This window comes from Streptomyces tirandamycinicus, assembly GCF_003097515.1.
Taxonomy (GTDB): Bacteria; Actinomycetota; Actinomycetes; order Streptomycetales; family Streptomycetaceae; genus Streptomyces; species Streptomyces tirandamycinicus.
Window position 1 is genome coordinate 3,343,866 of the sequence record NZ_CP029188.1, and the last position, 20,658, is coordinate 3,364,523.

At 70.3% G+C, this 20,658-nt stretch carries 18 protein-coding genes; 9 read left to right on the forward strand and 9 right to left on the reverse strand.

The genetic code is table 11. The annotated features are described in order from the left end of the window. Positions 1–24 precede the first annotated feature (24 nt). The 3 genes from cydB to hisC all read right to left on the reverse strand — a co-directional run bounded on the left by cydB (position 25) and on the right by hisC (position 4,437). Complete coding sequence (cydB, locus tag DDW44_RS14805) at positions 25–1,026, reverse strand: cytochrome d ubiquinol oxidase subunit II (protein WP_018892584.1); 1,002 nt, start codon at positions 1,024–1,026, stop codon at positions 25–27. A gap of 23 nt (positions 1,027–1,049) precedes the next feature. Further along, positions 1,050–2,555, reverse strand: coding sequence for a cytochrome ubiquinol oxidase subunit I (locus DDW44_RS14810; protein ID WP_018892585.1), 1,506 nt, complete (start codon positions 2,553–2,555; stop codon positions 1,050–1,052). An 802-nt stretch (positions 2,556–3,357) separates the two neighbouring features. Next, positions 3,358–4,437, reverse strand: coding sequence for a histidinol-phosphate transaminase (hisC, locus tag DDW44_RS14815; protein ID WP_108906737.1), 1,080 nt, complete (start codon positions 4,435–4,437; stop codon positions 3,358–3,360). Between the two features lie 500 nt (positions 4,438–4,937). Between hisC and DDW44_RS14820 the strand changes: the two genes are divergently transcribed. The 3 genes from DDW44_RS14820 to DDW44_RS14830 all read left to right on the forward strand — a co-directional run bounded on the left by DDW44_RS14820 (position 4,938) and on the right by DDW44_RS14830 (position 8,461). Next, on the forward strand, positions 4,938–6,050 hold the full coding sequence (locus tag DDW44_RS14820) for a LacI family DNA-binding transcriptional regulator (RefSeq protein ID WP_037734088.1): 1,113 nt from the start codon (positions 4,938–4,940) through the stop codon (positions 6,048–6,050). Between the two features lie 158 nt (positions 6,051–6,208). Beyond that, positions 6,209–7,489, forward strand: a complete 1,281-nt coding sequence (locus tag DDW44_RS14825; protein WP_244224041.1) for a metallophosphoesterase — start codon at positions 6,209–6,211, stop codon at positions 7,487–7,489. A gap of 153 nt (positions 7,490–7,642) precedes the next feature. Then, positions 7,643–8,461 carry a hypothetical protein gene (locus DDW44_RS14830; RefSeq protein ID WP_108906739.1) on the forward strand — a complete coding sequence of 273 codons (819 nt, stop codon included), beginning with the start codon at positions 7,643–7,645 and terminating at the stop codon, positions 8,459–8,461. A gap of 104 nt (positions 8,462–8,565) precedes the next feature. Here the strand turns inward: DDW44_RS14830 and thiC are convergent, their stop codons facing one another. Then, complete coding sequence (thiC, locus tag DDW44_RS14835) at positions 8,566–10,353, reverse strand: phosphomethylpyrimidine synthase ThiC (RefSeq protein WP_108906740.1); 1,788 nt, start codon at positions 10,351–10,353, stop codon at positions 8,566–8,568. A 198-nt stretch (positions 10,354–10,551) separates the two neighbouring features. On the opposite strand from thiC, the gene DDW44_RS14840 reads away from it, so the two are divergent. Then, on the forward strand, positions 10,552–11,919 hold the full coding sequence (locus DDW44_RS14840) for a YibE/F family protein (protein WP_108906741.1): 1,368 nt from the start codon (positions 10,552–10,554) through the stop codon (positions 11,917–11,919). A gap of 114 nt (positions 11,920–12,033) precedes the next feature. Here the strand turns inward: DDW44_RS14840 and DDW44_RS14845 are convergent, their stop codons facing one another. From DDW44_RS14845 to DDW44_RS14860, 4 genes are all read right to left on the reverse strand, one after another. Beyond that, positions 12,034–12,468, reverse strand: a complete 435-nt coding sequence (locus DDW44_RS14845) for an SsgA family sporulation/cell division regulator (protein WP_017946295.1) — start codon at positions 12,466–12,468, stop codon at positions 12,034–12,036. A 111-nt stretch (positions 12,469–12,579) separates the two neighbouring features. After that, positions 12,580–13,377: an IclR family transcriptional regulator gene (locus tag DDW44_RS14850; protein ID WP_279634807.1), complete on the reverse strand. Its 798-nt coding sequence runs from the start codon at positions 13,375–13,377 to the stop codon at positions 12,580–12,582. Between the two features lie 325 nt (positions 13,378–13,702). Next, positions 13,703–13,915: a DUF5326 family protein gene (locus DDW44_RS14855; RefSeq protein WP_108908842.1), complete on the reverse strand. Its 213-nt coding sequence runs from the start codon at positions 13,913–13,915 to the stop codon at positions 13,703–13,705. A 130-nt stretch (positions 13,916–14,045) separates the two neighbouring features. After that, on the reverse strand, positions 14,046–14,363 hold the full coding sequence (locus DDW44_RS14860; RefSeq protein ID WP_017946298.1) for a cupin domain-containing protein: 318 nt from the start codon (positions 14,361–14,363) through the stop codon (positions 14,046–14,048). A gap of 51 nt (positions 14,364–14,414) precedes the next feature. On the opposite strand from DDW44_RS14860, the gene DDW44_RS14865 reads away from it, so the two are divergent. The 5 genes from DDW44_RS14865 (at position 14,415) to DDW44_RS14885 (ending at position 18,220) form a co-directional block, all read left to right on the forward strand. Continuing rightward, entirely contained in the window at positions 14,415–14,795 is a 381-nt protein-coding gene (locus tag DDW44_RS14865) for a phage holin family protein (protein ID WP_017946299.1), read from the forward strand. 7 nt (positions 14,796–14,802) lie between these two features. Continuing rightward, entirely contained in the window at positions 14,803–15,294 is a 492-nt protein-coding gene (locus DDW44_RS14870; RefSeq protein WP_108906743.1) for a low molecular weight protein-tyrosine-phosphatase, read from the forward strand. Further along, positions 15,291–16,424, forward strand: a complete 1,134-nt coding sequence (locus DDW44_RS14875; protein ID WP_108906744.1) for a cystathionine gamma-lyase — start codon at positions 15,291–15,293, stop codon at positions 16,422–16,424. The genes DDW44_RS14870 and DDW44_RS14875 overlap by 4 nt, the downstream gene beginning before the upstream one ends. 263 nt (positions 16,425–16,687) lie before the next feature. Next, positions 16,688–17,581, forward strand: a complete 894-nt coding sequence (locus DDW44_RS14880) for a LysR family transcriptional regulator (protein WP_108906745.1) — start codon at positions 16,688–16,690, stop codon at positions 17,579–17,581. A gap of 159 nt (positions 17,582–17,740) precedes the next feature. Continuing rightward, positions 17,741–18,220 (forward strand): NUDIX domain-containing protein, encoded by a 480-nt coding sequence (locus DDW44_RS14885; RefSeq protein ID WP_026281783.1) that lies wholly within the window; start codon positions 17,741–17,743, stop codon positions 18,218–18,220. A 117-nt stretch (positions 18,221–18,337) separates the two neighbouring features. On the opposite strand, the gene DDW44_RS14890 is transcribed toward DDW44_RS14885, so the two are convergent. Further along, positions 18,338–20,032 carry a globin domain-containing protein gene (locus tag DDW44_RS14890; protein WP_108906746.1) on the reverse strand — a complete coding sequence of 565 codons (1,695 nt, stop codon included), beginning with the start codon at positions 20,030–20,032 and terminating at the stop codon, positions 18,338–18,340. Between the last annotated feature and the right edge of the window lie 626 nt (positions 20,033–20,658).

Here is a 20,658-nt window from a genome sequence, read left to right on the forward strand (position 1 = left end):
GGTGGTCCCGGTGGAACTCCGGCGTCAGTGCGGGTCGGCGATGTGCTGTGTACCGATCCGCTTCCGGAACACCCAGTAGGTCCAGCCCTGGTACAGCAGCACCATGGGTGTGGCGATCCCCGCGCACCAGGTCATGATCTTCAGGGTGTAGGGGCTCGAGGACGCGTTGGTCACCGTCAGGCTCCACGCCTCGTTGAGCGACGACGGCATCACGTTCGGGAAGAGGGTCAGGAACAGCATCGCCACCGCGGCCACGATCGTGACGCCCGACAGGGCGAACGCCCAGCCCTCACGCCCGGCCTGGTTCGCCCCGAGCGCAGCGGCCAGCGCCACCACCGCGATGATCGCGGCGGCCAGGCTGGCGCCGTCGCCCTTCTCCACCTGCGTCCAGCCCAGGAAGCCGAGTGCCAGCACGGCCGTGACCACTCCGAGGTTCCGGGCGAGCTTCCTGGCCCGCTCCCTGATGTCCCCGACGGTCTTCAGCGCCGTGAACACCGTGCCGTGGAAGGTGAAGAGGGCCAGGGTCACCAGGCCGCCCAGGATCGCGTACGGGTTCAGCAGGTCCCCGAGGGTGCCGACGTACTCCATCTCCTGGTCGATCTTCACACCGCGCACGATGTTTCCGAAGGCCACGCCCCACAGGAACGCCGGGATGAGCGAGGTCCAGAAGATGGCCTGCTCCCAGTTGCGCTGCCAGTGCTCCTCGGGGCGCTTGGCCCGGTACTCGAACGCGACTCCTCGCAGGATCAGGCATACCAGGATGAGCAGCAGCGGCAGGTAGAAGCCCGAGAAGAGCGTGGCGTACCACTCCGGGAAGGCGGCGAACGTCGCACCGCCGGCCGAGAGCAGCCACACCTCGTTGCCGTCCCAGACCGGGCCGATCGTGTTGATGAGGACGCGCTTCTCGGCTCGGTCGCGAGCGAGCAGCTTCGTCAGGACGCCGACTCCGAAGTCGAAGCCCTCCAGGAAGAAGTAGCCGGTCCACAGGACGGCGATGAGTACGAACCAGACGTCGTGGAGTTCCATGCCTCAGATCCCAGTCCTCGGTCTCAGTACGAGAAGGCCATCGGCCGGTCGGCGTCACGGTCGTCGCCGCCGATCTTGGTGGGCGGATTGAGGTCGGCTTCGGTGAGCTCGGGCGGCCCGGCCTTGACGTACTTGACCAGCAGCTTGACCTCGATGACGGCGAGGATCGCGTAGACGAGCGTGAAGACGATCATCGACGTCAGCACCTCGCCCTGGGAGACGCCGGGGGAGACGGCGTCCCGGGTGCGCAGCACGCCGTAGACGACCCAGGGCTGCCGCCCCATCTCCGTGAAGATCCAGCCCCAGGAGTTGGCGATCAGGGGGAAGCCGAGCGTCCAGAGGGCGGCGAGCCAGTACAGCCGGGTGAGCCTCGGCCCGAGCGGCTTACGGAACAGCACCACATGGGGCACGTCGTCCTCACCGGCCCTCGACGCCGCCGGCAGCAGGAACTTCTTCCGGGTCAGCCAGAGCCCGGCCAGACCGACGGCGAACGACGTCATACCGAAGCCGATCATCCAGCGGAAGCCCCAGTAGGTGACCGGGATGTTGGGCCGGTAGTCGCCGGGGCCGTACTTCTCCTGCTCCGCCTTGTTGGTGTCGTTGATGCCGGGCACATAGGACGTGAAGTCGTCGTTCGCGAGGAAGGACAGCAGCCCGGGGATCTCGATGGCGACCTTGTTGTGGCCCTTGTCCACGTCGCCGTAGGCGAAGACGGAGAAGGGCGCCGGGCTCTCGCCGTCCCAGAGCGCCTCGGCCGCGGCCATCTTCATCGGCTGCTGCTTGAACATGACCTTGCCGAGCAGGTCGCCGCTGACCGCCGTCAGCAGGCCCGCGACGGCGACCGTCACCAGGCCGAGCCGCAGTGAGCTCTTCATGACCTGGACGTGCTTCTTGCGCAGCAGGTGGAACGCGGCGATGCCGACCATGAAGGCGCCGCCGGTGAGGAAGGCGCCGGAGAGCGTGTGGAAGACCTGGGTGAGGGTGGTGTTCTGGGTCAGCACGAGCCAGAAGTCGGTGAGTTCCGCCCGTCCGTTCTCCGGGTTGATCCGGTACCCCACCGGGTGCTGCATCCAGGAGTTGGCCGCCAGGATGAAGTACGAGGAGAGGATCGTGCCGATGGAGACCATCCATATGCAGGCGAGGTGGATCTTCTGGGGGAGCTTGTCCCAGCCGAAGATCCACAACCCGATGAAGGTGGACTCGAAGAAGAACGCGATCAGCGCCTCGAAGGCGAGCGGGGCCCCGAAGACATCGCCGACGAAGCGCGAGTAGTCCGACCAGTTCATGCCGAACTGGAACTCCTGCACGATGCCGGTGACGACACCCATGGCGATGTTGATCAGGAAGAGCTTCCCCCAGAACTTGGTCGCCCTGAGGTACTTCTCCTTGCCCGTGCGCACCCACGCCGTCTGCAGACCCGCTGTCAGTGCCGCCAGGGAGATCGTCAGAGGAACGAAGAGGAAGTGGTAGACGGTGGTGATGCCGAACTGCCAGCGGGCCAGTGTCTCTGGCGCCAGGGCGAGGTCCACGTCGTCTCTCCTTACATCGCCGTGGTCACGTCGGCGCTCTCGTCGTGTGCGTCACGGCCGCGCGGCTTCCCAGACCGCGACATAACCGAGCTTCCGGACACGCTTGTGAACGCGTTCACATTCACAAGCAATTATGAGCCATACGAAATCCGAACATGCAAGCGGGGGTACCCCCGGGGGTTACCGACCGGTCGGCATGCCCTCTTCTCCGGGTGTTCGCCCTCCCGAAGGCTTCCGCATGCCGGGGCGTCCACGGCATCGGCACCCGGATCCTTTGACCCGTGGGAGGCTCACCTCGGCGTTCGACCGAACCCTCACCGGTACGGCGTCCGGGGGCGGGCCTCCGGACGCCGTACCGCGCACATCCGGGGCGAGGGGGGTGCGGCTTCACCGCCCCCGCCGACACGGTGCCGGGACCCCTTGGATCGGGTCAGCCGGCTCCCTGCCGGACGTCCGGCAGGTGGCCGGAATCGGGCACGGTCGCCTTCCGGACAGCGGGCGCCGCCCTCGCCCTCCCCTGCCCCTGCCCCTGCCCCTGCCCCTGCCCCTGCCCCTGCCCCTGCCCCTGCCCCACGGTCCAGCACGCAGCCCCGGGCGGTGAACGCCCGCCGGCGGGTCCGGGCGACGTCCCGGGCCGCACCGCGGGTTCCCCACGCGCGCGGTCCGCGGTGCGGCCCCGCGGACCCGTCCGCGGGGAGGGCACGGCGGGCCGACCGCCCGCCCCGTGTCCGTGTCCGGTCCGGGTCCGGGACGGACGGTCGCCGCCTCCGCTCCGATGCGCCCTACAAGAACTACCCCCGCCCTACATGCCCTTGCGGAACGCCTCGGCCGCGTGCAGGAAGATGTCGTTCGCCTCGGACTCGCCGATGGTGACCCGCACGCCCTCGCCCGGGAACGGCCGCACCACCACACCGGCCGCCTCGCAGGCGGCCGCGAACTCGGCCGACCGCTCCCCCAGCCGCAGCCAGACGAAGTTCGCCTGGGTCGGCGGCACCGTCCAGCCCTGCTTCCGCAGCCCCTCGTACACCCGCGTCCGTTCCGCGACCAGAGCGCCGACCCTGCCGATCAGTTCGTCCTCCGCCCGCAGCGACGCCACCGCCGCGTCCTGGGCGACCTGGCTGACGCCGAACGGAACGGCCGTCTTGCGCAGCGCGGCCGCCACGGGCTCGTGGGCGACGGCGAAGCCGACCCGCAGCCCGGCCAGGCCGTAGGCCTTGGAGAAGGTGCGCAGCACCGCGACGTTCGGGCGGGAGCGGTAGATCTCCAGGCCGTCCGGCACCTCGGGGTCCCGGATGAACTCGCGGTACGCCTCGTCCAGGACCACCAGCACATCGGAGGGGACCCGGTCGAGGAACCGCTCCAGTTCCTCCCGGTGCACCACCGTGCCCGTGGGGTTGTTCGGGTTGCAGACGAAGATCAGCCTGGTGCGGTCGGTGACGGCGTCCGCCATCGCGTCGAGGTCGTGTACGTCCTCGGAGGTCAGCGCCACGGGAACCGAGGTCGCACCGCTGATCCGGGTGATGATCGGGTACGCCTCGAAGGAGCGCCACGGGTAGACGACCTCGTCACCGGGGCCCGACGTGATCTGCAGCAGTTGCTGGGCGACCCCCACCGAGCCGGTGCCCGTCGCCAGGTGCGACACCGGCACCCCGAAGCGGTCGGCGAGTTCGTTCATCAACCCGGTGCAGGCCATGTCCGGGTACCGGTTGAACTCACCCGCGGCGGCGACGGCGGTCTCCATCACCCCGGGCAGCGGCGGATAGGGGTTCTCGTTGGAGGACAGCTTGAAGGCGACCGGCCCGCCGGCAGCGGCGGGCTTGCCCGGCTTGTATGTGGGGATGCCGTCCAGCTCGGCGCGCAGCTTGGGGCTCGTCTCGCTCACCGCAGGTCCTCCTCGACCGTCGTGCATTCGGGTTCACCAATGCTGCTCACCCTATGAGGATTCCTGTCTCCTGCGAATGGGCGAGCGACCGGGGGCCGGGAGCGGAGCGAGGCGCCCAGGCGGACCGAAGGCGGCCGGGAGCGGATCGCAGGCAGCCGGAATCGCACCGGTCACACCGGGCACACCGGGCACTGCGGGAACGGAGGGGGGAACGGCGGGCTGCCCGTGGCGAGACGATCGAGGGGCGCGCACCGGATCACCGTGCGCCGGTGGCTCACTCCGTGGCGCGCATCCCTCGTAGTAGTGAGTTGAGACCGCTTCGATACCTGGGCCATTTGGCAGGTCCTCACGGGTCGACAACCCCGAGACCAGCACCACGGAGGTCAACTGCCTTGCTTTCCATGGCAGTTGACCCCAAATGGCCATGCAGAAACGTGCCTGTCAATACCTGCATATGCGACCCGCTCCACCGGCCCGCCTCGCCCTACTATCGGCCTGCCATGACAGCAGCAGGGAAGCACCAGGTGAGCCGGACGGAGACATCACGCCGGGGCAGCCGGCAAGGCCGGGCGGGCATCCGGGACGTAGCAGCCGCGGCCGGTGTCTCCATCACGACTGTCTCGGACGCACTGAACGGAAAGGGCCGGCTCCCGGACGCCACCCGCCGCCATGTCCGCGAGGTCGCCGACCGGCTGGGCTACCGCCCCTCGGCCGCGGCCCGCACGCTCCGTACCGGCAAGTCCGGCCTCATCGGCCTCACGGTCACCACGTACGGGGACGAACCCTTCACCTTCACGGAGTTCGCGTACTTCGCGGAGATGGCGCGAGCCGCCACCTCCGCCGCGCTCGCCCGCGGGTACGCGCTGGTCATCCTCCCCGCCACCTCACGCCACGACGTCTGGTCCAATGTCGCCCTCGACGGAACCGTCGTGATCGACCCGTCGGACCACGACCCCGTGGTGACGGAGCTCGTCCGCCAGGGCCTGCCCGTCGTCTCCGACGGCCGCCCCGCGGGCACCCTCCCCGTCACCGCCTGGGTCGACAACGACCACGAGGCCGCCGTACTCGACCTGCTCGACCATCTGGCGGCCGGCGGCGCACGCCGGATCGGCCTGCTCACCGGCACCACCACGGACACCTACACCCGGCTCTCCACCACGGCCTATCTCGCCTGGTGCGAACGCGTCGGCCAGGATCCGGTCTACGAGGCGTACCCCGCCCACGACCCGTGCGCCGGCGCGGTCGCCGCCGACCGGCTGCTGGCGCGCCCGGACCGGCCCGACGCCGTGTACGGGCTCTTCGACCCCAACGGCACGGACCTGCTGGCCGCGGCCCGCCGGTACGGACTGCGCGTTCCCGACGATCTGCTGCTGGTCTGCTGCAGCGAGTCCACCGTGTACGCCAACACGGACCCGTCGATCACCACACTCTCGCTCAAGCCGCGTCGCATCGGCACGGCCGTGGTCCAGCTGCTGATCGACGCCATCGAGGGAGTGGACGGCGGCCGCCCGGTCGAGCAGGTGATACCGACCGAACTCATCGTCCGGACGTCGTCACAGCGGCGCTCTCCCCGTACGACGGTGAGCGCCCCACGGTCCCCCTCTCAGGACTAGACCAGCGCAATCAGGGCGAAACGACCGGTGAACCGGTGGAGTACCCGGATTCAGCACCCCTGGTGCGTCACAGAGCACGATCCGCATTCCTATGATGGGCGCACGACACCGCGGACCGTCCCCGACCAGGCCGGTCCGGCGGTGAGGGCGGCGCGACGGTGGTGGAGGGGTCGATGACTCAGGGGGCCGGTCAGGAACCCACGGTGCGTACGGCGACGTTGCGCGACTTCCGTGTCCCGCCGTACGCACAGGTTCCGGTGCAGTCGCAGAACTCCGCCCAGGAGTACGCGCTCGCGCACCCCGAGGACTCAGTCCCCCGGGCGATTCCCCCCCGGACGGGAGAGTCCGCCCCGCAAGCGGTGCCCGCCTCCGGGCCGGACGCACCGGACCGGGCGGACCCGGCAGCCGAGACGGCGGACGGCGGCCACCAGGCGGCCCCGGACCGAGCCGAGGGCTCCGTCCCGCAGGCGCCGGCGGTCCACCCCGGCGACGGCGTGCCGGACGACGAGCCACCCGAGGGCTACACCCCCACCGAGCGCGACCTGCCGGTGATCAACCGCGGCGACACCGTCCAGGTGGCCGTCGCCCCCGCCCGGCAGCCCGCCCCCGAGGGCCTCGGCCCGCTCTATGTGGTGGGGGACGTCCACGGCTATCTGGACGAACTCGTCGCCGCGCTCACCGCCCAGGGGCTCGTCGACGCCGAAGGCCACTGGTCCGCGGGCAACACCCGGCTGTGGTTCCTGGGCGACTTCACCGACCGCGGCCCGGACGGCATCGGCGTCATCGACCTCGTCATGCGGCTCTCGGCCGAGGCCGCGGCGGCCGGCGGCTACTGCAAGGCCCTGATGGGCAATCACGAACTGCTGCTCATCGGCGCCAAGCGTTTTGGGGACACGCCCGTCAACTCGGGCGCGGGCACCGCCACCTTCCAGGCGGCATGGCTCCTCAACGGCGGCCAGAAGAGCGACATGGACCGCCTCCAGGACGTCCATCTGCAGTGGATGTCCCGGCTCGACGCGGTGGTGGAGGAGGACGGGCATCTGCTGATGCACTCCGACACGACCGCCTACCTCGACTACGGCACCACGATCGAGGACGTCAACGACAAGGTCCACGAGATCATCAACCGCAACGACGCGGACGAGTGCTGGGACCTCTTCCGCAAGTTCACCAAGCGCTTCGCCTTCCGGGACGACAACGGCCCCCAGGCCGTGCGGGAACTGCTCGCCACCTACGGTGGCGGCCGGGTGGTCCACGGCCACAGCCCCATCCCCTACCTGCTGGGCGAGGTCGGAGCCGAGGACGTGGACGGGGACGGCAACTCGGAGCCGCTGGTGGAAGGCCCGCACGTGTACGCGGACGGACTCGCCGTCGCCATGGACGGTGGAGTGACCATGGCCGGAAAGCTGCTGGTCGCCCAACTGCCACTGCAGGCTTGAGGCCATCCTCGCGGCCGATTTCCGGAAACCCCCTGTCACGCCGCGCCATAACCGCTCTACCATCGGCGTATCCGTGGCATGCTCTCCTCCGTTTCCGCCCAACCGCCCCATCCTCATGGGCAAACCGGCCCTACGGAGCATCGGGGGACACAGATGAACACCGCTCCGCACCTGCTGGCCGAGGACCGCGCCGAATACGAACGCGTCCTCGACGACGCGCTGCGCACAGCACACGACCGTCCGGGTCTCGACGGCGTGGGCCCGCGGCTCAACGCCGAACAGCTGCGCACGATGGCGCTGAACGCGACCGCGCTCATCACGGGCGCCGCCGCGGCGGAGTACGACCACTACGTGAAGGCCCGCGAGGAGGCGCGTACATCGACCGGAGCGTCCGCGGGCGACCAGGTCCTCGGTCCCGCGGTCGGCACCCCCTCGGAGACGGGTGCCGGATTCGCCGCCGTGCTCGCCGTCCTGGCACCGATCCTCGCCGGCACCGCCGCGCTCATCCTCCTGTTCGTCGGCTACGTCCTGAAGGCCGTCAGCCTCGATACCGCCTTCGCGGAAGCCCTGCTGACGGCGGGCTGGTTCTTCGGCGCGCTGACGGCTGCCGGACTCCTCGCCGCCGCGATCGGACTGCTGGTCACCGCGCTCCGGAACGAGGCGACCCAGGTGCCCGCCGAGGACGCGACCGGCGAGCTGCCCGACGAGGTGGCACGCGCCAAGGAGGCCTGGCGGCATGCCCTCCTCGAACGCGGGGTCCTCCCCTTCCTGCGCGCCGCCCTGGCGGACCCCAGCGCCGATCCCGCCTCCTCCGCCCCGCCCCGCCGGGTGAGCCGCATCCCCAAGGTCGGCTACAGCGGACCCGACTTCTCGAGCCCGAGCGACGGCGGCTCGACCGGGTCCCGCCCCACGTTCACCAGCCCGGACTTCACCAGCCCCGACTTCGGGCCGCCGGAGCACCGGCCGGACTAGGGCCTTCCGTTCGGATCAGGCCCTAAGGGCTGTCCGGCGGAGGATCCCCGTCCCACCCGGCGCGTCCGCCGGGGCCGGGTCGCCGGCCGGTGCCGTGACCCGGTTCAGTCCGCCAGCGGGAGGTACACCCGGCTGCCCGAGGCGGCGAACTCCCTGGACTTCTGGAGCATGCCCTCGGCGATCTCCTGGTCCGAGGCCGCCGGCTCGTCGCCGCCGAACTGCTCCGTGATGCTTCTGCTGATCTTCATGGAGCAGAACTTCGGACCGCACATGGAGCAGAAGTGCGCGGTCTTCGCCGGCTCGGCCGGCAGCGTCTCGTCGTGGAACTCCCGTGCCGTGTCGGGGTCCAGGGCGAGGTTGAACTGGTCCTCCCAACGGAACTCGAAGCGCGCGTCCGAGAGCGCGTCGTCCCACTCCTGCGCGCCCGGGTGCCCCTTGGCGAGGTCCGCGGCGTGTGCCGCGATCTTGTAGGTGATGACGCCCGTCTTGACGTCGTCCCGGTTCGGCAGGCCCAGGTGCTCCTTGGGCGTGACGTAGCAGAGCATGGCCGTGCCCCACCAGGCGATCATCGCGGCGCCGATGCCGGAGGTGATGTGGTCGTAGGCGGGCGCCACATCGGTCGTCAGGGGGCCGAGCGTGTAGAACGGGGCCTCCTCGCAGATCTCCTGCTGGAGGTCGATGTTCTCCTTGATCTTGTGCATCGGGACGTGCCCCGGGCCCTCGATCATGGTCTGCACGTTGTGGCGCTTGGCGATCGAGTTGAGTTCCCCGAGCGTCCTCAACTCGGCGAACTGCGCCTCGTCGTTGGCGTCGGCGATGGAGCCCGGCCGCAGTCCGTCGCCGAGCGAGTAGGTGACGTCGTACGCGGCGAGGATCTCGCAGAGCTCCTCGAAGTTCTCGTACAGGAACGACTCCTTGTGGTGCGCGAGGCACCAGGCGGCCATGATCGATCCGCCGCGGGAGACGATGCCGGTCTTGCGGCGGGCGGTGAGCGGCACGTACCGGAGCAGCACGCCGGCGTGGACCGTCATGTAGTCGACGCCCTGCTCCGCCTGCTCGATCACGGTGTCCTTGTAGATCTCCCAGGTCAGCTCCTCGGCCCGGCCGTCGACCTTCTCGAGTGCCTGGTAGAGCGGAACGGTGCCGATCGGCACGGGGGAGTTGCGCAGCACCCACTCACGCGTGGTGTGGATGTTGCGGCCGGTGGAGAGGTCCATGACCGTGTCCGCACCCCATCGGGTCGCCCAGGTCATCTTCTCCACCTCCTCCTCGATCGATGAGGTCACCGCGGAGTTGCCGATGTTGGCGTTGACCTTCACCAGGAACCGCTTGCCGATGATCATCGGCTCGGTCTCGGGGTGGTTCACGTTGGCGGGCAGGACGGCCCGGCCCGCGGCGATCTCCTCGCGGACGACCTCGGGGGAGACGTTCTCCCTGATCGCCACGAACTCCATCTCCGGCGTGATCTCGCCGCGCCGGGCGTAGGCGAGCTGGGTCACCGCCTGCCCTCCGCGTCCCCGGCGGGGCTGGCGCGGGCGGCCCGGGAAGACCGCGTCGAGGTTGCGCAGGCCACCGCGCGGGGAGGTGTGCCTGATCCCGTCGTCCTCGGGCCGCACCGGACGGCCGGCGTACTCCTCGGTGTCCGCCCGTCCGATGATCCAGTTCTCGCGCAGCGGCGGCAGTCCGCGGCGCACATCCGTCTCGGCGTGCGGATCGGTGTACGGGCCGGACGTGTCGTACAGCGTCACGTCCTTGCCGTTGGTGAGGTGCACCCTGCGGACCGGCACCCGGATGTCGGGGCGTGAGCCCTCGACGTATCCCTTGTGCCAGCCCGTGGACTTCCCCGCCCCGGACGGTCCGGAGGCAGGCGTGCGTGTGTCCGATGTGGTCATGAGACCTACTCCCTACGCCGGCATTACCCGGTAACAGGTTCGGCGGTCGGCGCAGCTGTCCCGTACGGTCGTACGGCGGGTCAGCGCCCTCTCAGCCCGGTGCTCCGAGCTCCCGCGTGTGCAAAGGTGCCACCACGCTAGCGCCCCTTCGGGCGTGCTGAACAGTGGGCCCCCATCCGTTGTTGCGATGATCTGTGTGTGACTTCCTCCCAGCAGACGCCGGAACCGGACGCCCGCGCGGGCGGTCCGCCGCACTCCGGCGGCCACAGCCATGCCCATGCCCACGCTCATGCCCACGGGCCGGCCGCCCCCGTCTCACGGCATCTGAGGCGGGTCATCGCCGCGGTGCTCATCCCGTTCGCGGCCGCGGTGGTGGTCGGCCTCGTCGCCCTCTGGCCGGGCGGTGCACCGGAGCACGAACGCACGGGTGTCGGTTTCGACCGGCAGACCGAACAGGCCCGGGTGGTCCGGGTGCAGGAGGTCGACTGCTCCGAGGTGAACGCCGGTCAGGTGCCGCCGACGGGGGACACCTCGACCCCTGAGGGACGCGAGGCGGTCAACTCCCGGCAGGGGACGTGCAAGAAGGCGACCGTGGAGATCACGTCCGGAAAGGACAAGGGCCGTACGTTCGTCGAGATCGTCCAGCCCGACGCCTCCCGCCAGCTCGCGCAGGGCCAGGGCGTGGTGGTGGCGTACGCGCCCGACGCGCCGCCCGATCTCCAGTACTCGGTGAGCGATGTGGACCGGGACTTCCCGATGATGCTGCTCGCCGGGATCTTCGCCCTCGTGGTCGTACTGGTCGGACGGTTGCGCGGGGTGATGGCGCTGATCGCCCTGGTCCTGAGTTTCGCCGTGCTGACCCTGTTCATCCTCCCGGCGATCCTGCAGGGCTCGAATCCGCTGATCGTGGCCGTGGTCGGGGCCAGCGCGATCATGCTGATGGCGCTGTACCTCTGCCATGGTCTGAACGCCCGCACGTCGGTCGCGGTCCTCGGGACGCTGATCTCGCTGCTGCTGATCGGGCTGCTCGGCTCGGTGTTCATCGGCTGGGCGTCCCTGACCGGCAACACCGACGACAACACCGGCCTGATCCACGGTCTGTACCCGAGCATCGACATGTCCGGCCTGCTGCTGGCGGGGGTCATCATCGGCTCGCTCGGCGTGCTCGACGACGTCACGGTGACCCAGACCTCGGCGGTCTGGGAGCTGCACCAGGCGGACCCGGCGATGGGGCCGCGCGGCCTCTACAAGGCGGGCATCCGGATCGGCCGCGACCATATCGCCTCGGTGGTCAACACGCTCGTACTGGCCTATGCGGGCGCCGCGTTGCCGCTGCTCCTGCTGTTCTCGATCGCGCAGTCCGGGGTGGGCATGGTGGCGACCAGCGAGCTGGTGGCGGAGGAGATCGTCCGGACGCTCATCGGCTCGATCGGCCTGGTGGCCTCGGTGCCGGTGACGACGGCGCTGGCCGCGCTCGTCGTCTCGGCCGACCGGCCCGGCGGCACCGTGACCGGTGTGGCCGTCGGAGCGGTGCGCAGCAGGGGGCGCCGGCGGCGGGCGAAGTAGCGGCGGGCACGACCACGGTGAGCGGACAGCCGGCGGCGCTCGGTCGGCTCGCGGGGGACGGACAGCCGGCGGTGGTCGGTCGGCTCGCGGGGGACGGTCAGCCCCGGGCGACGGTCAGCCGGCGGCCTCCTCGGCGAGGATGCGGCCCAGGGCGGCTTCCAGGCTGTCCTCGAAGTCGCCGAGGGTACGCTCCTGCCCCAGCGGCACCAGCTTGTCGGTGCGGTCGAGGAAGGCCACCAGGGGCGCGACGCCGGCCCGGAACAGGGCCCGGTCGACGCCGACCTGGAGCCGGATGTGGACGTCGGACAGTCCCTCGGGGTCGGTCGGGGCGATGTGCACATCGCCGTCGCCGCTGGGGCCGTTGATCCCGTCCAGCAGCAACTCCCGGCCGAACGCCCAGGTCACGGGGGCGTCACCGGGCAGGTGGAACGTCATTCGCACCGCATAGGGGTCTCTCGTCTCGTAGGTGAGCTCCACCGGGATCCGGAAGGAGAGGTCCTCGGAGACCAGGAAGCTCATCAGGACCTCTGCCTGAACCGACTCGCGCATCGTGTTAACCCCGCAGTGGATGAAGCACCTCGTGAGAACGGCCGGGAATGGACCCCCGAGCCCACCCGCCATCGTGCTGTAAGTGACCAGTAGATCACAAGGAGTAATTTTTCAGATACTGATAGAGAAGGCGAATGAACTGAGGAGGCTGCCCACGCCACTGCGTAGTTGTTCGACCGCCGGGATCAAACGGTCCTCCTGGTGGAGCGGAAGGGAGATGGCCATGGCGCCGGCCGTGGATCCCACGGTGACGGGAATAGCAGCACAGACCGTTCCCAGGGCATATTCCTGCCGCTCGATCACGGGCTGCATCTGCCCCATCGCACCGAGCCGTTCCAGCAGACTTCCCCGGTCGCGCACCGTGTACGGCGTGATCCGGTCCACCGGATGCCGGTCGAGGTGGTCCTTGCGGGTGCGTTCGTCGAGCTGGCCGAGCAGGCACTGCCCGAGAGCGTGCGCATGACCGGTCTCCCGGAAGTCGGCCCATTCGTCGACCGCGGGAGCGTACGGAGTGTCGGCCACGGCGACGAGTTCGATCTCCTCCTCCCGATAGAGGGCGAAATACACCGGTACGCCGATGGAATCGCGCCAGTGCGCCAGCGATTCCTCGATCTTGGTGCGACGATTCTGCATCGCGCCGCCCAGCGCCAGCCGCACCGCGGCCTCACCGAAGACGAAGACGCCCTTCTCACGCCGCAGATAGCCCTCGTGCGCGAGGGTCCGCAGCAGGTGGTAGGCGGTGGGAAGGGGCAGGCCCGCCTCACGCGCGAGCTGCTTGGCGGGGGCTCCGTCGGTGTGGGAGGCCACGGCCTCCATGAGTCTCAGCGCCCGCTGCACCGAGCCGATCAAGGTCGGGGAGCCGGTCGAGGTGGTGGTGGGCGCAGAACTGGTAGCCAATGCCGTGGCCAATGAGTCACCCCCGGGCCTGGTGACGGGCGGACCGCCCGCGTGCGAGGGCCGCCCCCGCACGCCCGCCGCGTCCCCGAGGGCCTGGGCTGCTCCTGAGACCGAAATCGGGAACCGTCCAGGAAGTCGTACGCACCGCATTCCACGGTGACCGTCGACCGGGGATTCCCGGGTACGGCGGAGGACTGCCACTCTAATGGCAGCCCCGACGGGCCGCGGGGATCGCCTGCGCTATTCCCCCGCGCGGGCTAACGGGCGTACGCACCTGCCGTTTTCCCGCCCCGCGCGTCCCTCGAAGCGCACGGGGCGACGGCCGGGCCGGTAACGGCTACCAGTCGCCCTTCGAGGTGGACGAGCTCATGAACTTCCGCACCACATAGATCAGTCCGCCGACGATCGCCACGAAGAGCAGGACCTTGAAGAGCAGCCAGATCACAAAGCCGATGACACTCGCGATCATCCCGCCGAAGACGACCAGGGCGATCAGGGGGATGGCGATCCACTTCACCCACCACGGCATCCCCGTCAACATCTCCCGCACCGCCATCGTCCCTACCTCGCTTCTGTGAGTTGTCCCGCTCTCGATGCTAGAGGCGGGACCGTGGTCCGCGGGGCGCCCGCATCCCCTGAAGTCCCCTGAGCCGTCCCCTAGGGAAACCGGCGCCGGCCGGTCAGCCCTCGGGCGGGGAGAACACGACGAGCACCCGGAGATCCTCGCTGATGTGGTGGAACTTGTGGGCCACTCCCGCGGGGACGTAGACGACGCTCCCCCGCCCCACCTGCGTCGTCTCCGTGCCGACGGTGATCGCGGCCCGGCCGCTGACCACGAAGTAGATCTCGTCCTGCCCGTGCGGCTGCTGCGGGTCCAGCTCCCCCGCGTCCAGCGCGTACAGCCCGACCGACATGTTCCGCTCACGCAGGAACTGCAGATACGCGCCCTTGTTGGCGGCGCGCTCCGCCTCGAGCTCGTCCAGTCGGAATGCCTTCATCGTCCGTCCGCCCCTGCCATCGGTCCGATCACGTCTGCCACGATCAGACACATGATGAATTTTCTCGTCAAGACGATCGCGAACGCCGGGGCACTCGCCGTGGCGATCTGGCTGGTCCAGGACATCACGCTCACCGGCGACAGCACCGCGAAGAAGACCGTCACCCTGATCATCGTGGCCCTGCTCTTCGGCCTGGTGAACTTCTTCGTGAAGCCTATAGTCAAGCTGCTGACGCTTCCCCTCTTCATCCTCACGCTCGGCCTGATCACACTGGTGGTCAATGCGCTGATGTTGCTGCTGACCTCGTGGTTCGCCGGCGTCCTCGACCTGGACTTCCATGTGGAGGGCTTCTGGACGGCCGTGCTCGGCGGGCTGATCGTCTCGATCGTGTCGTGGGCCCTGAACGTGGTGCTCCCCGACGGCAGGGACTGAACGCACGATGCGCTTCTCCGTCTGTTTCGTCTGCACCGGCAACATCTGCCGGTCGCCGATGGCCGAGTCCGTGTTCCGGGCCCGTGTGGAGGACGCCGGACTCGACGGCGCCGTCGCCGTGCACAGCGCCGGCACCGGAGGCTGGCACGAGGGCGACGGCGCCGACCCCCGCGCGGTCACCGTCCTGCGGGAGAACGGCTACCCGTCCGGCCATACCGCCCGGCGGTTCCAGCCCTCCTGGTTCGCCCGGCTGGACCTGGTGATCGCTCTCGACCAGGGCCACCTGCGGGAGCTGCGCCGGGTGGCGCCGACCGCGGCGGACGCCGCGAAGGTGCGGCTGCTGCGCTCGTACGACCCGGCCGCCGGCGACGATCTCGACGTCCCCGACCCGTACTACGGCGGGGCGGACGGTTTCGAGGAGTGCCTGGACATGGTGGAGGCCGCGAGCGGGGGACTGCTCGCCGCGGTGCGCGATGCGGTGGAGGAGAAGGCGGCATGAGCACGGGTGAGGGAACCAGGGCCGTACGGGCCGGTCTGCCGGAGGCACGGAAACACGAACCGGCCCTGCCTGGGCCGGCCTTCGCCGCCCACTACCACCTGCCCGGCGAACCGACGGGCCCGTACGCCTACGGGCGCGACTCCAACCCCACCTGGACACTGCTGGAGCAGGCCATCGGGGAGCTGGAGGCACCGGGGGAGACCGGCGCCGAGACCGTGGTCTTCGCCTCGGGCATGGCCGCCGTCTCGGCCGTCCTGCTCTCCCAGGTGGGTGCGGGCGACGCGGTGGTGCTCCCGGACGACGGCTACCAGGCCCTGCCGCTGGTGCGGGAGCGGCTGGAGGAGTACGGGGTCGAGGTGCGGACCGCGCCCACCCGCGGCGAATCCCAGCTCTCCGTGCTGGACGGTGCGAAGCTGCTGTGGATCGAGACGCCCTCCAATCCGGGTCTCGACGTGTGCGACGTACGGCGGCTCGCCGACGCCGCGCACGCCCGCGGCGCCCTGGTGGCGGTGGACAACACCCTCGCGACCCCGCTCGGCCAGCGCCCGCTGGCCCTCGGCGCGGACTTCGCCGTCGCCAGCGCCACCAAGGGGCTGACCGGCCACGGCGACCTGCTGCTCGGGTACGTCGTGTGCCGGGACACCGCGCTCGCCGCACGGGTCCGGCAGTGGCGCAAGGTCGTGGGCGCGATCCCGGGCCCGATGGAGGCCTGGCTGGCCCATCGGTCGCTGGCCACCCTCCAGCTGCGGTCCGACCGGCAGTGTGCGAACGCCCTCACCCTGGCGCGGGCACTGGCCGACCGGGCGGAGGTCACCGGACTGCGCTACCCCGGACTGCCCGATGACCCCTCGCACACCATCGCCTCGCGGCAGATGCGCCGGTTCGGCTCGGTGGTCTCCTTCGAGCTGCCCGGCCGTGACCACGCCGAGCGCTTCCTCGCGGAGACACGGCTCGTCGACGACGCCACGAGCTTCGGCAGCGTCCGTTCCAGCGCCGAGCGCAGGGGCCGCTGGGGCGGCGACGCCGTGGCGGAGGGATTCATCCGCTTCTCGGCGGGCGCGGAGGACCCGGACGACCTCGTCGCGGACGTGCTCCGGGCGCTGGACGCGGCGGCGGGCCGGGACACGTGAGACAGGGCGGCGGGGCCGCTGCGGACCCGCCTGCGGAGTGTCCGGGCGGGAAGGACGGTCCGAGCCTCCCCCCTCGTGGTTCGGACCGTCCCTCTTCCGCAGGCGGCTCCGCAGACCGGCGGCACGGGGCTCCACGCACCCCCCGCGCGCTGCGCCCCGTGCGGTGCCGGGCGCGGAAACCGCCCGCCCAAGGCTAGTTGACTCTGCGTCAGTGTCCAATCACGGAAGAGACAGAGGCCTATCGACTTATTTATAGTTGGACGATGGATCTGGCCCTGCTGCGCACATTCATCACGGTGCACCGGGCCGGCTCGTTCACCCGCGCCGCCGCACTCCTCGGCCTCTCCCAGCCCGCGGTGACCAGCCAGATAAGGACCCTGGAACGGCAGCTGGGACGGCCGCTCTTCCTCCGTCAGGCCCGCGGAGTCACCCCCACGACCGTCGGGGACGAACTGGCCCACCGAGCCGCTCCCCACCTGGACGCCCTGGTGGAGATCGTGGAGGAGGGTCTCGAGGAATCCGGTGTACGCACCCTCCATCTCGCCGGACCGCCCGAGTTCACCTCGGCGAGGGTGCTGCCCGCGCTGGCCCCGCTGGTCTCGCAAGGGCTGGCGCTGCGGACGTCGTTCACGGGGAACGCCGAGGAGACCCTCGAGGGCCTGGCGGCCGGGCACCACGACCTCGCGGTGACCACGGCGCGGCCCCGCGGCGGGCTGCTCGCCTCGACCCCCCTCTGGGACGAGGAGCACGTCCTGGTCGCCTCGCCGGGCCGGGCGGTTGGGCTGGGCGACGGAGCGCTGCGGTGCAAGGGCGCCGTCGCGCTGGAGCAACTGCCGGTGGTCGAGGTCCACGAGTCCCTGCCGTTCGTCTCCCGCTACTGGTCCTCGGTGTTCGACAGCCGCCCGCCCGCCGTTGCCGCCGTGATCGCACCCGATCTGCGGGCCGCGCTGGAGTCGGCGGCGGCCGGAGCCGGGCTCGCCGTGCTGCCCCGCTATCTCTGCCTGGACGCCCTGGAGAGCGGCCGGCTGGTGGCACTGCTGGATCCTCCCGTTCCACCGCTGCGCACGTACTTCCTCGTCGTCCGGACCGGCACCCTCGCCCTGACGCACCTCGCCCGTGCGCACGAGGAACTGTTACGCGCCTCCGCCGCCTGGTGACGGCACCGGGCAGCAGGGGGAGGGCAAGGAACAGACGGGGGCAGGCGGGGACGGCAGGAGCAGCGGGGAAGGCAGGAGCAGCGGGGAGCAGCAGGGGAAGCAGCAAACGGCAGGAAAGACCGGCGTTTCAGAACGGGTGTCGTGGGCCACTCTCTGACCATGACCGAACGGCCAGTGGTCAAGCGCACCGCACGCGCCATCCTGCTCGACGGCGACGACCTCGTCCTGATCAAGCGCACCAAGCCGGGCATGGATCCGTACTGGTTGACTCCCGGCGGCGGGGTCGAGCCCGGGGACGCGACCGTCGTCGAAGCCCTCCATCGTGAGGTGGACGAGGAACTCGGCGCCAAGATCGTCGATGTGGTGCCCTGCTTCGTGGACACCGTCGAGCACATCGTGGACGGTGGTGTCTCGGGGGTGAAGGTGCAGCACTTCTTCGTCTGCCGTCTGGCGTCCATGGACGAGTCCCGGCGGCACGGTCCCGAGGTGGAGGAGCCCTGCGGCGAGTACGAGATCGTCCGGGTGCCCTTCAGCCGCGTCGGCATCGCCGCCGTGCACCTCGTCCCGATCTCCCTGCGGCACTACCTGGACGGCAACATCGAGGGGGTCCGGGCGATGCACGCACCCGACCTGGGCTGAGCGCCCTCCCGCGGTCCGGGCCGCCCTCTGCGGCCCGGACGCCCCGATGTCGTGCCGGCCCGGGGCCACTCCGGCACGGTGTCCCGCCGGCCCGGTGTGCCCGCCCTTGATCAACACCTAGTCGGCGGCCGCCACAAGCTCCTCGAGCGAGTCGTGACGGATGCGCTCGGAGGGGATGCCGACCCCCCTGAGGGTGTCCACTCCACTGCGGATCATCCCGATCGGACCGGAGAGAAAGGCGTCGTACTCGTTCCACGGCCCGTACTCGAGCACCGCGTCGGGCAGCTGCGTCCTGCCGTCCACGACGGGCCGGACCTGAAGCCAGGGGTGGCTCTGCTGGAGCCGCAGCATCGTGTCGATGTCGTAGAGGTCGTGATCACTGCGCGCCCCGTAGAACACCTCCACCGGCCGGCGCTCACCGTGCTCGGCGACATCCTCGACCAGCGCCTTGATCGGCGCGATGCCGGTACCGCCGCCCAGGCAGAGCATGCCGTTGTCGGTGGTGTGGTCGACGACCATCGATCCCGCCGGCGGACCGAGCCGGAGCACATCGCCGGGCCGGGCATGGTGGACCAGGGCGTTGGAGACCCATCCCGCCGGGACCGCCTTCACATGGAACGACAGGAGTCCGTCCGAGCGGGGCGCCCCCGCGAAGGAGTAGTGCCGCCAGATCCTCGGCCACCACGGGGTCTCCAGACTCGTGTACTGACCGGCCAGGAACGGGTACGGCTGGTCGGGGCGCACCGTGACGACCGCGATGTCCGGCGTCCTGAGGTCGTGGGACACCACCTCGGCGTGCCACCAGGCGGGCGCGTGCCGCTCGTCCTCCGCAGCCGAGTCGATCATGATCTGGGAGATGGTCGTGTACGCGCGGACCCACGCGGCCTCGGTCTCCTCGTTCCAGGTCGTCGCCGCGTACCGGGTCAGCGCTCCGATGAGCGCCTCGCCGACGGCCGGATAGTGCGCCGGCTGCGTGCCGTACTTGCGGTGGCCGCGGCCGAGGTGTTCGAGGTAGTCCACCAGCACGGGCGTGTTGTCCATGTGCTCGGCGGCCGTGAGCAGGGCCTTGAGGAGCCGGTCGCGCTGGGTGTCCATGGCGGCCGGGAAGAGGGCCCGCAGATCGGGGTGGCGCACGAACAGCAGGGCGTAGAAGTAGGAGGTGACCTTGTCGGCGACCGGGGCGATCTCCTCCATGGTCCGTCGGATCAGGATCGCGTCGGGGGACGCGTTGTGGTCGGAGACTCCGGGGAACAGACCGGCGGCGGGCCGGTCGGAAGCGGTGGCGGGCCGGTCGTGCGGTGCGGCGCCGCCCAGGGCCGGGTCGGCCTGGTGAGCGGGGTGGGGCGCCGCGCTCCGGTGGGGCAGGGTCCTGCCGTGCGGCGTGGCGTCGTGCTGCCGGGAGGCGTTGCGGGGGGACGTGCCGTTGCCGAATCCGTGAGGGGGAGAGGCCGGGGTCGCCGCGCCGCCTCCGTACGGAGCCGGCTGCGCGGGCGTCGCGTGCGGCGTCACGGCCGGTGGCGGCGGAGCCGTGGGGGCGGAGACCGCCCGGGGGCCGGTGACCTCGCGCGGCGGGGCACCGGCCGCCCGCTCCGCTCCCGTGCCGACCGGGCGAATGGAGGCGACCGGTCGGCTGGGGGTGGCTATTCGCCCGTCGCCCGCCGGCCGGGCTCCCTCGCCGGCGGTGACCTCGACGCCGGAAGCCGCAGGGCCGTCGGCGGGCTGCTTCCGGGGAGTGAACCAGCCTCCCCCGCCCCTCGCGCCGTTCTCGCCGGAGGTCCCGTTGTCGGCCGACGTGGTGGTCGGAGCGTCCATTGTCTGCCTCGCCTCGAACATCTCTCGGTCGGTCTGCGCACTTCCGCTGGTCCGGAACGTGCCTCGATTTCCCCGCTCTGTTCTCAATGACTCGTGCCCGCCCACATTAGCCTTCGCGATTGCGGGACCCGGGCGAGTGGGACCGGATGGTGACGTTGACCGCAGCGCTCGTCGTGGCAGCATGCCAGCCCCTGCCCGACGGCGGACAAAGAGCGGAAAGTCCGGGTATCCCCACCCGCTTTCCCGTTAGGCTGCATCGCACCCATGTCCGCTTGCGCGACCAGGACTCGGGTCTCGGCGGTTATGTCCCTGTGCCCGAAACCCGTAGTGGAATCGCACCGGTTCCCAGGCCTCCAGCAGATCGCATACCCGTCCTGTGTGGTGTAGCGAGCCCGGACAGATGATGGTCCGCTTTTGCCGCCTCCGCAACGGTCACCACGGCAAAGATCTGCGTATCGGGCGCCGAGTCGTCAGGTGCGGAAGTACCGTTCAGCCGTCGTCCCGATCTCTGCACAGAGCCCCTTCGCAACCTTCACCGATAGGGCAGGACGAGAATGCAGGACGGGTGGACCGGCCCCAAGAACGGAACGCTCCCGGGACATGGACTTCGGAAGCGGGCGCGTCCG

Excerpts from the sequence above, each read along its gene's own strand:
- DDW44_RS14870 (WP_108906743.1), top strand. The coding sequence starts at position 14,803 with ATGCGCTTCTCCGTCTGTTTCGTCTGCACCGGCAACATCTGCCGGTCG.
- cydB (WP_018892584.1), bottom strand. The coding sequence starts at position 1,026 with ATGGAACTCCACGACGTCTGGTTCGTACTCATCGCCGTCCTGTGGACC.
- DDW44_RS14885 (WP_026281783.1), top strand. The coding sequence starts at position 17,741 with ATGACCGAACGGCCAGTGGTCAAGCGCACCGCACGCGCCATCCTGCTC.
- DDW44_RS14880 (WP_108906745.1), top strand. The coding sequence starts at position 16,688 with ATGGATCTGGCCCTGCTGCGCACATTCATCACGGTGCACCGGGCCGGC.
- DDW44_RS14820 (WP_037734088.1), top strand. The coding sequence starts at position 4,938 with ATGACAGCAGCAGGGAAGCACCAGGTGAGCCGGACGGAGACATCACGC.
- DDW44_RS14890 (WP_108906746.1), bottom strand. The coding sequence starts at position 20,032 with ATGGACGCTCCGACCACCACGTCGGCCGACAACGGGACCTCCGGCGAG.
- DDW44_RS14845 (WP_017946295.1), bottom strand. The coding sequence starts at position 12,468 with ATGCGCGAGTCGGTTCAGGCAGAGGTCCTGATGAGCTTCCTGGTCTCC.
- DDW44_RS14875 (WP_108906744.1), top strand. The coding sequence starts at position 15,291 with ATGAGCACGGGTGAGGGAACCAGGGCCGTACGGGCCGGTCTGCCGGAG.
- thiC (WP_108906740.1), bottom strand. The coding sequence starts at position 10,353 with ATGACCACATCGGACACACGCACGCCTGCCTCCGGACCGTCCGGGGCG.
- DDW44_RS14865 (WP_017946299.1), top strand. The coding sequence starts at position 14,415 with ATGATGAATTTTCTCGTCAAGACGATCGCGAACGCCGGGGCACTCGCC.
- DDW44_RS14860 (WP_017946298.1), bottom strand. The coding sequence starts at position 14,363 with ATGAAGGCATTCCGACTGGACGAGCTCGAGGCGGAGCGCGCCGCCAAC.
- DDW44_RS14830 (WP_108906739.1), top strand. The coding sequence starts at position 7,643 with ATGAACACCGCTCCGCACCTGCTGGCCGAGGACCGCGCCGAATACGAA.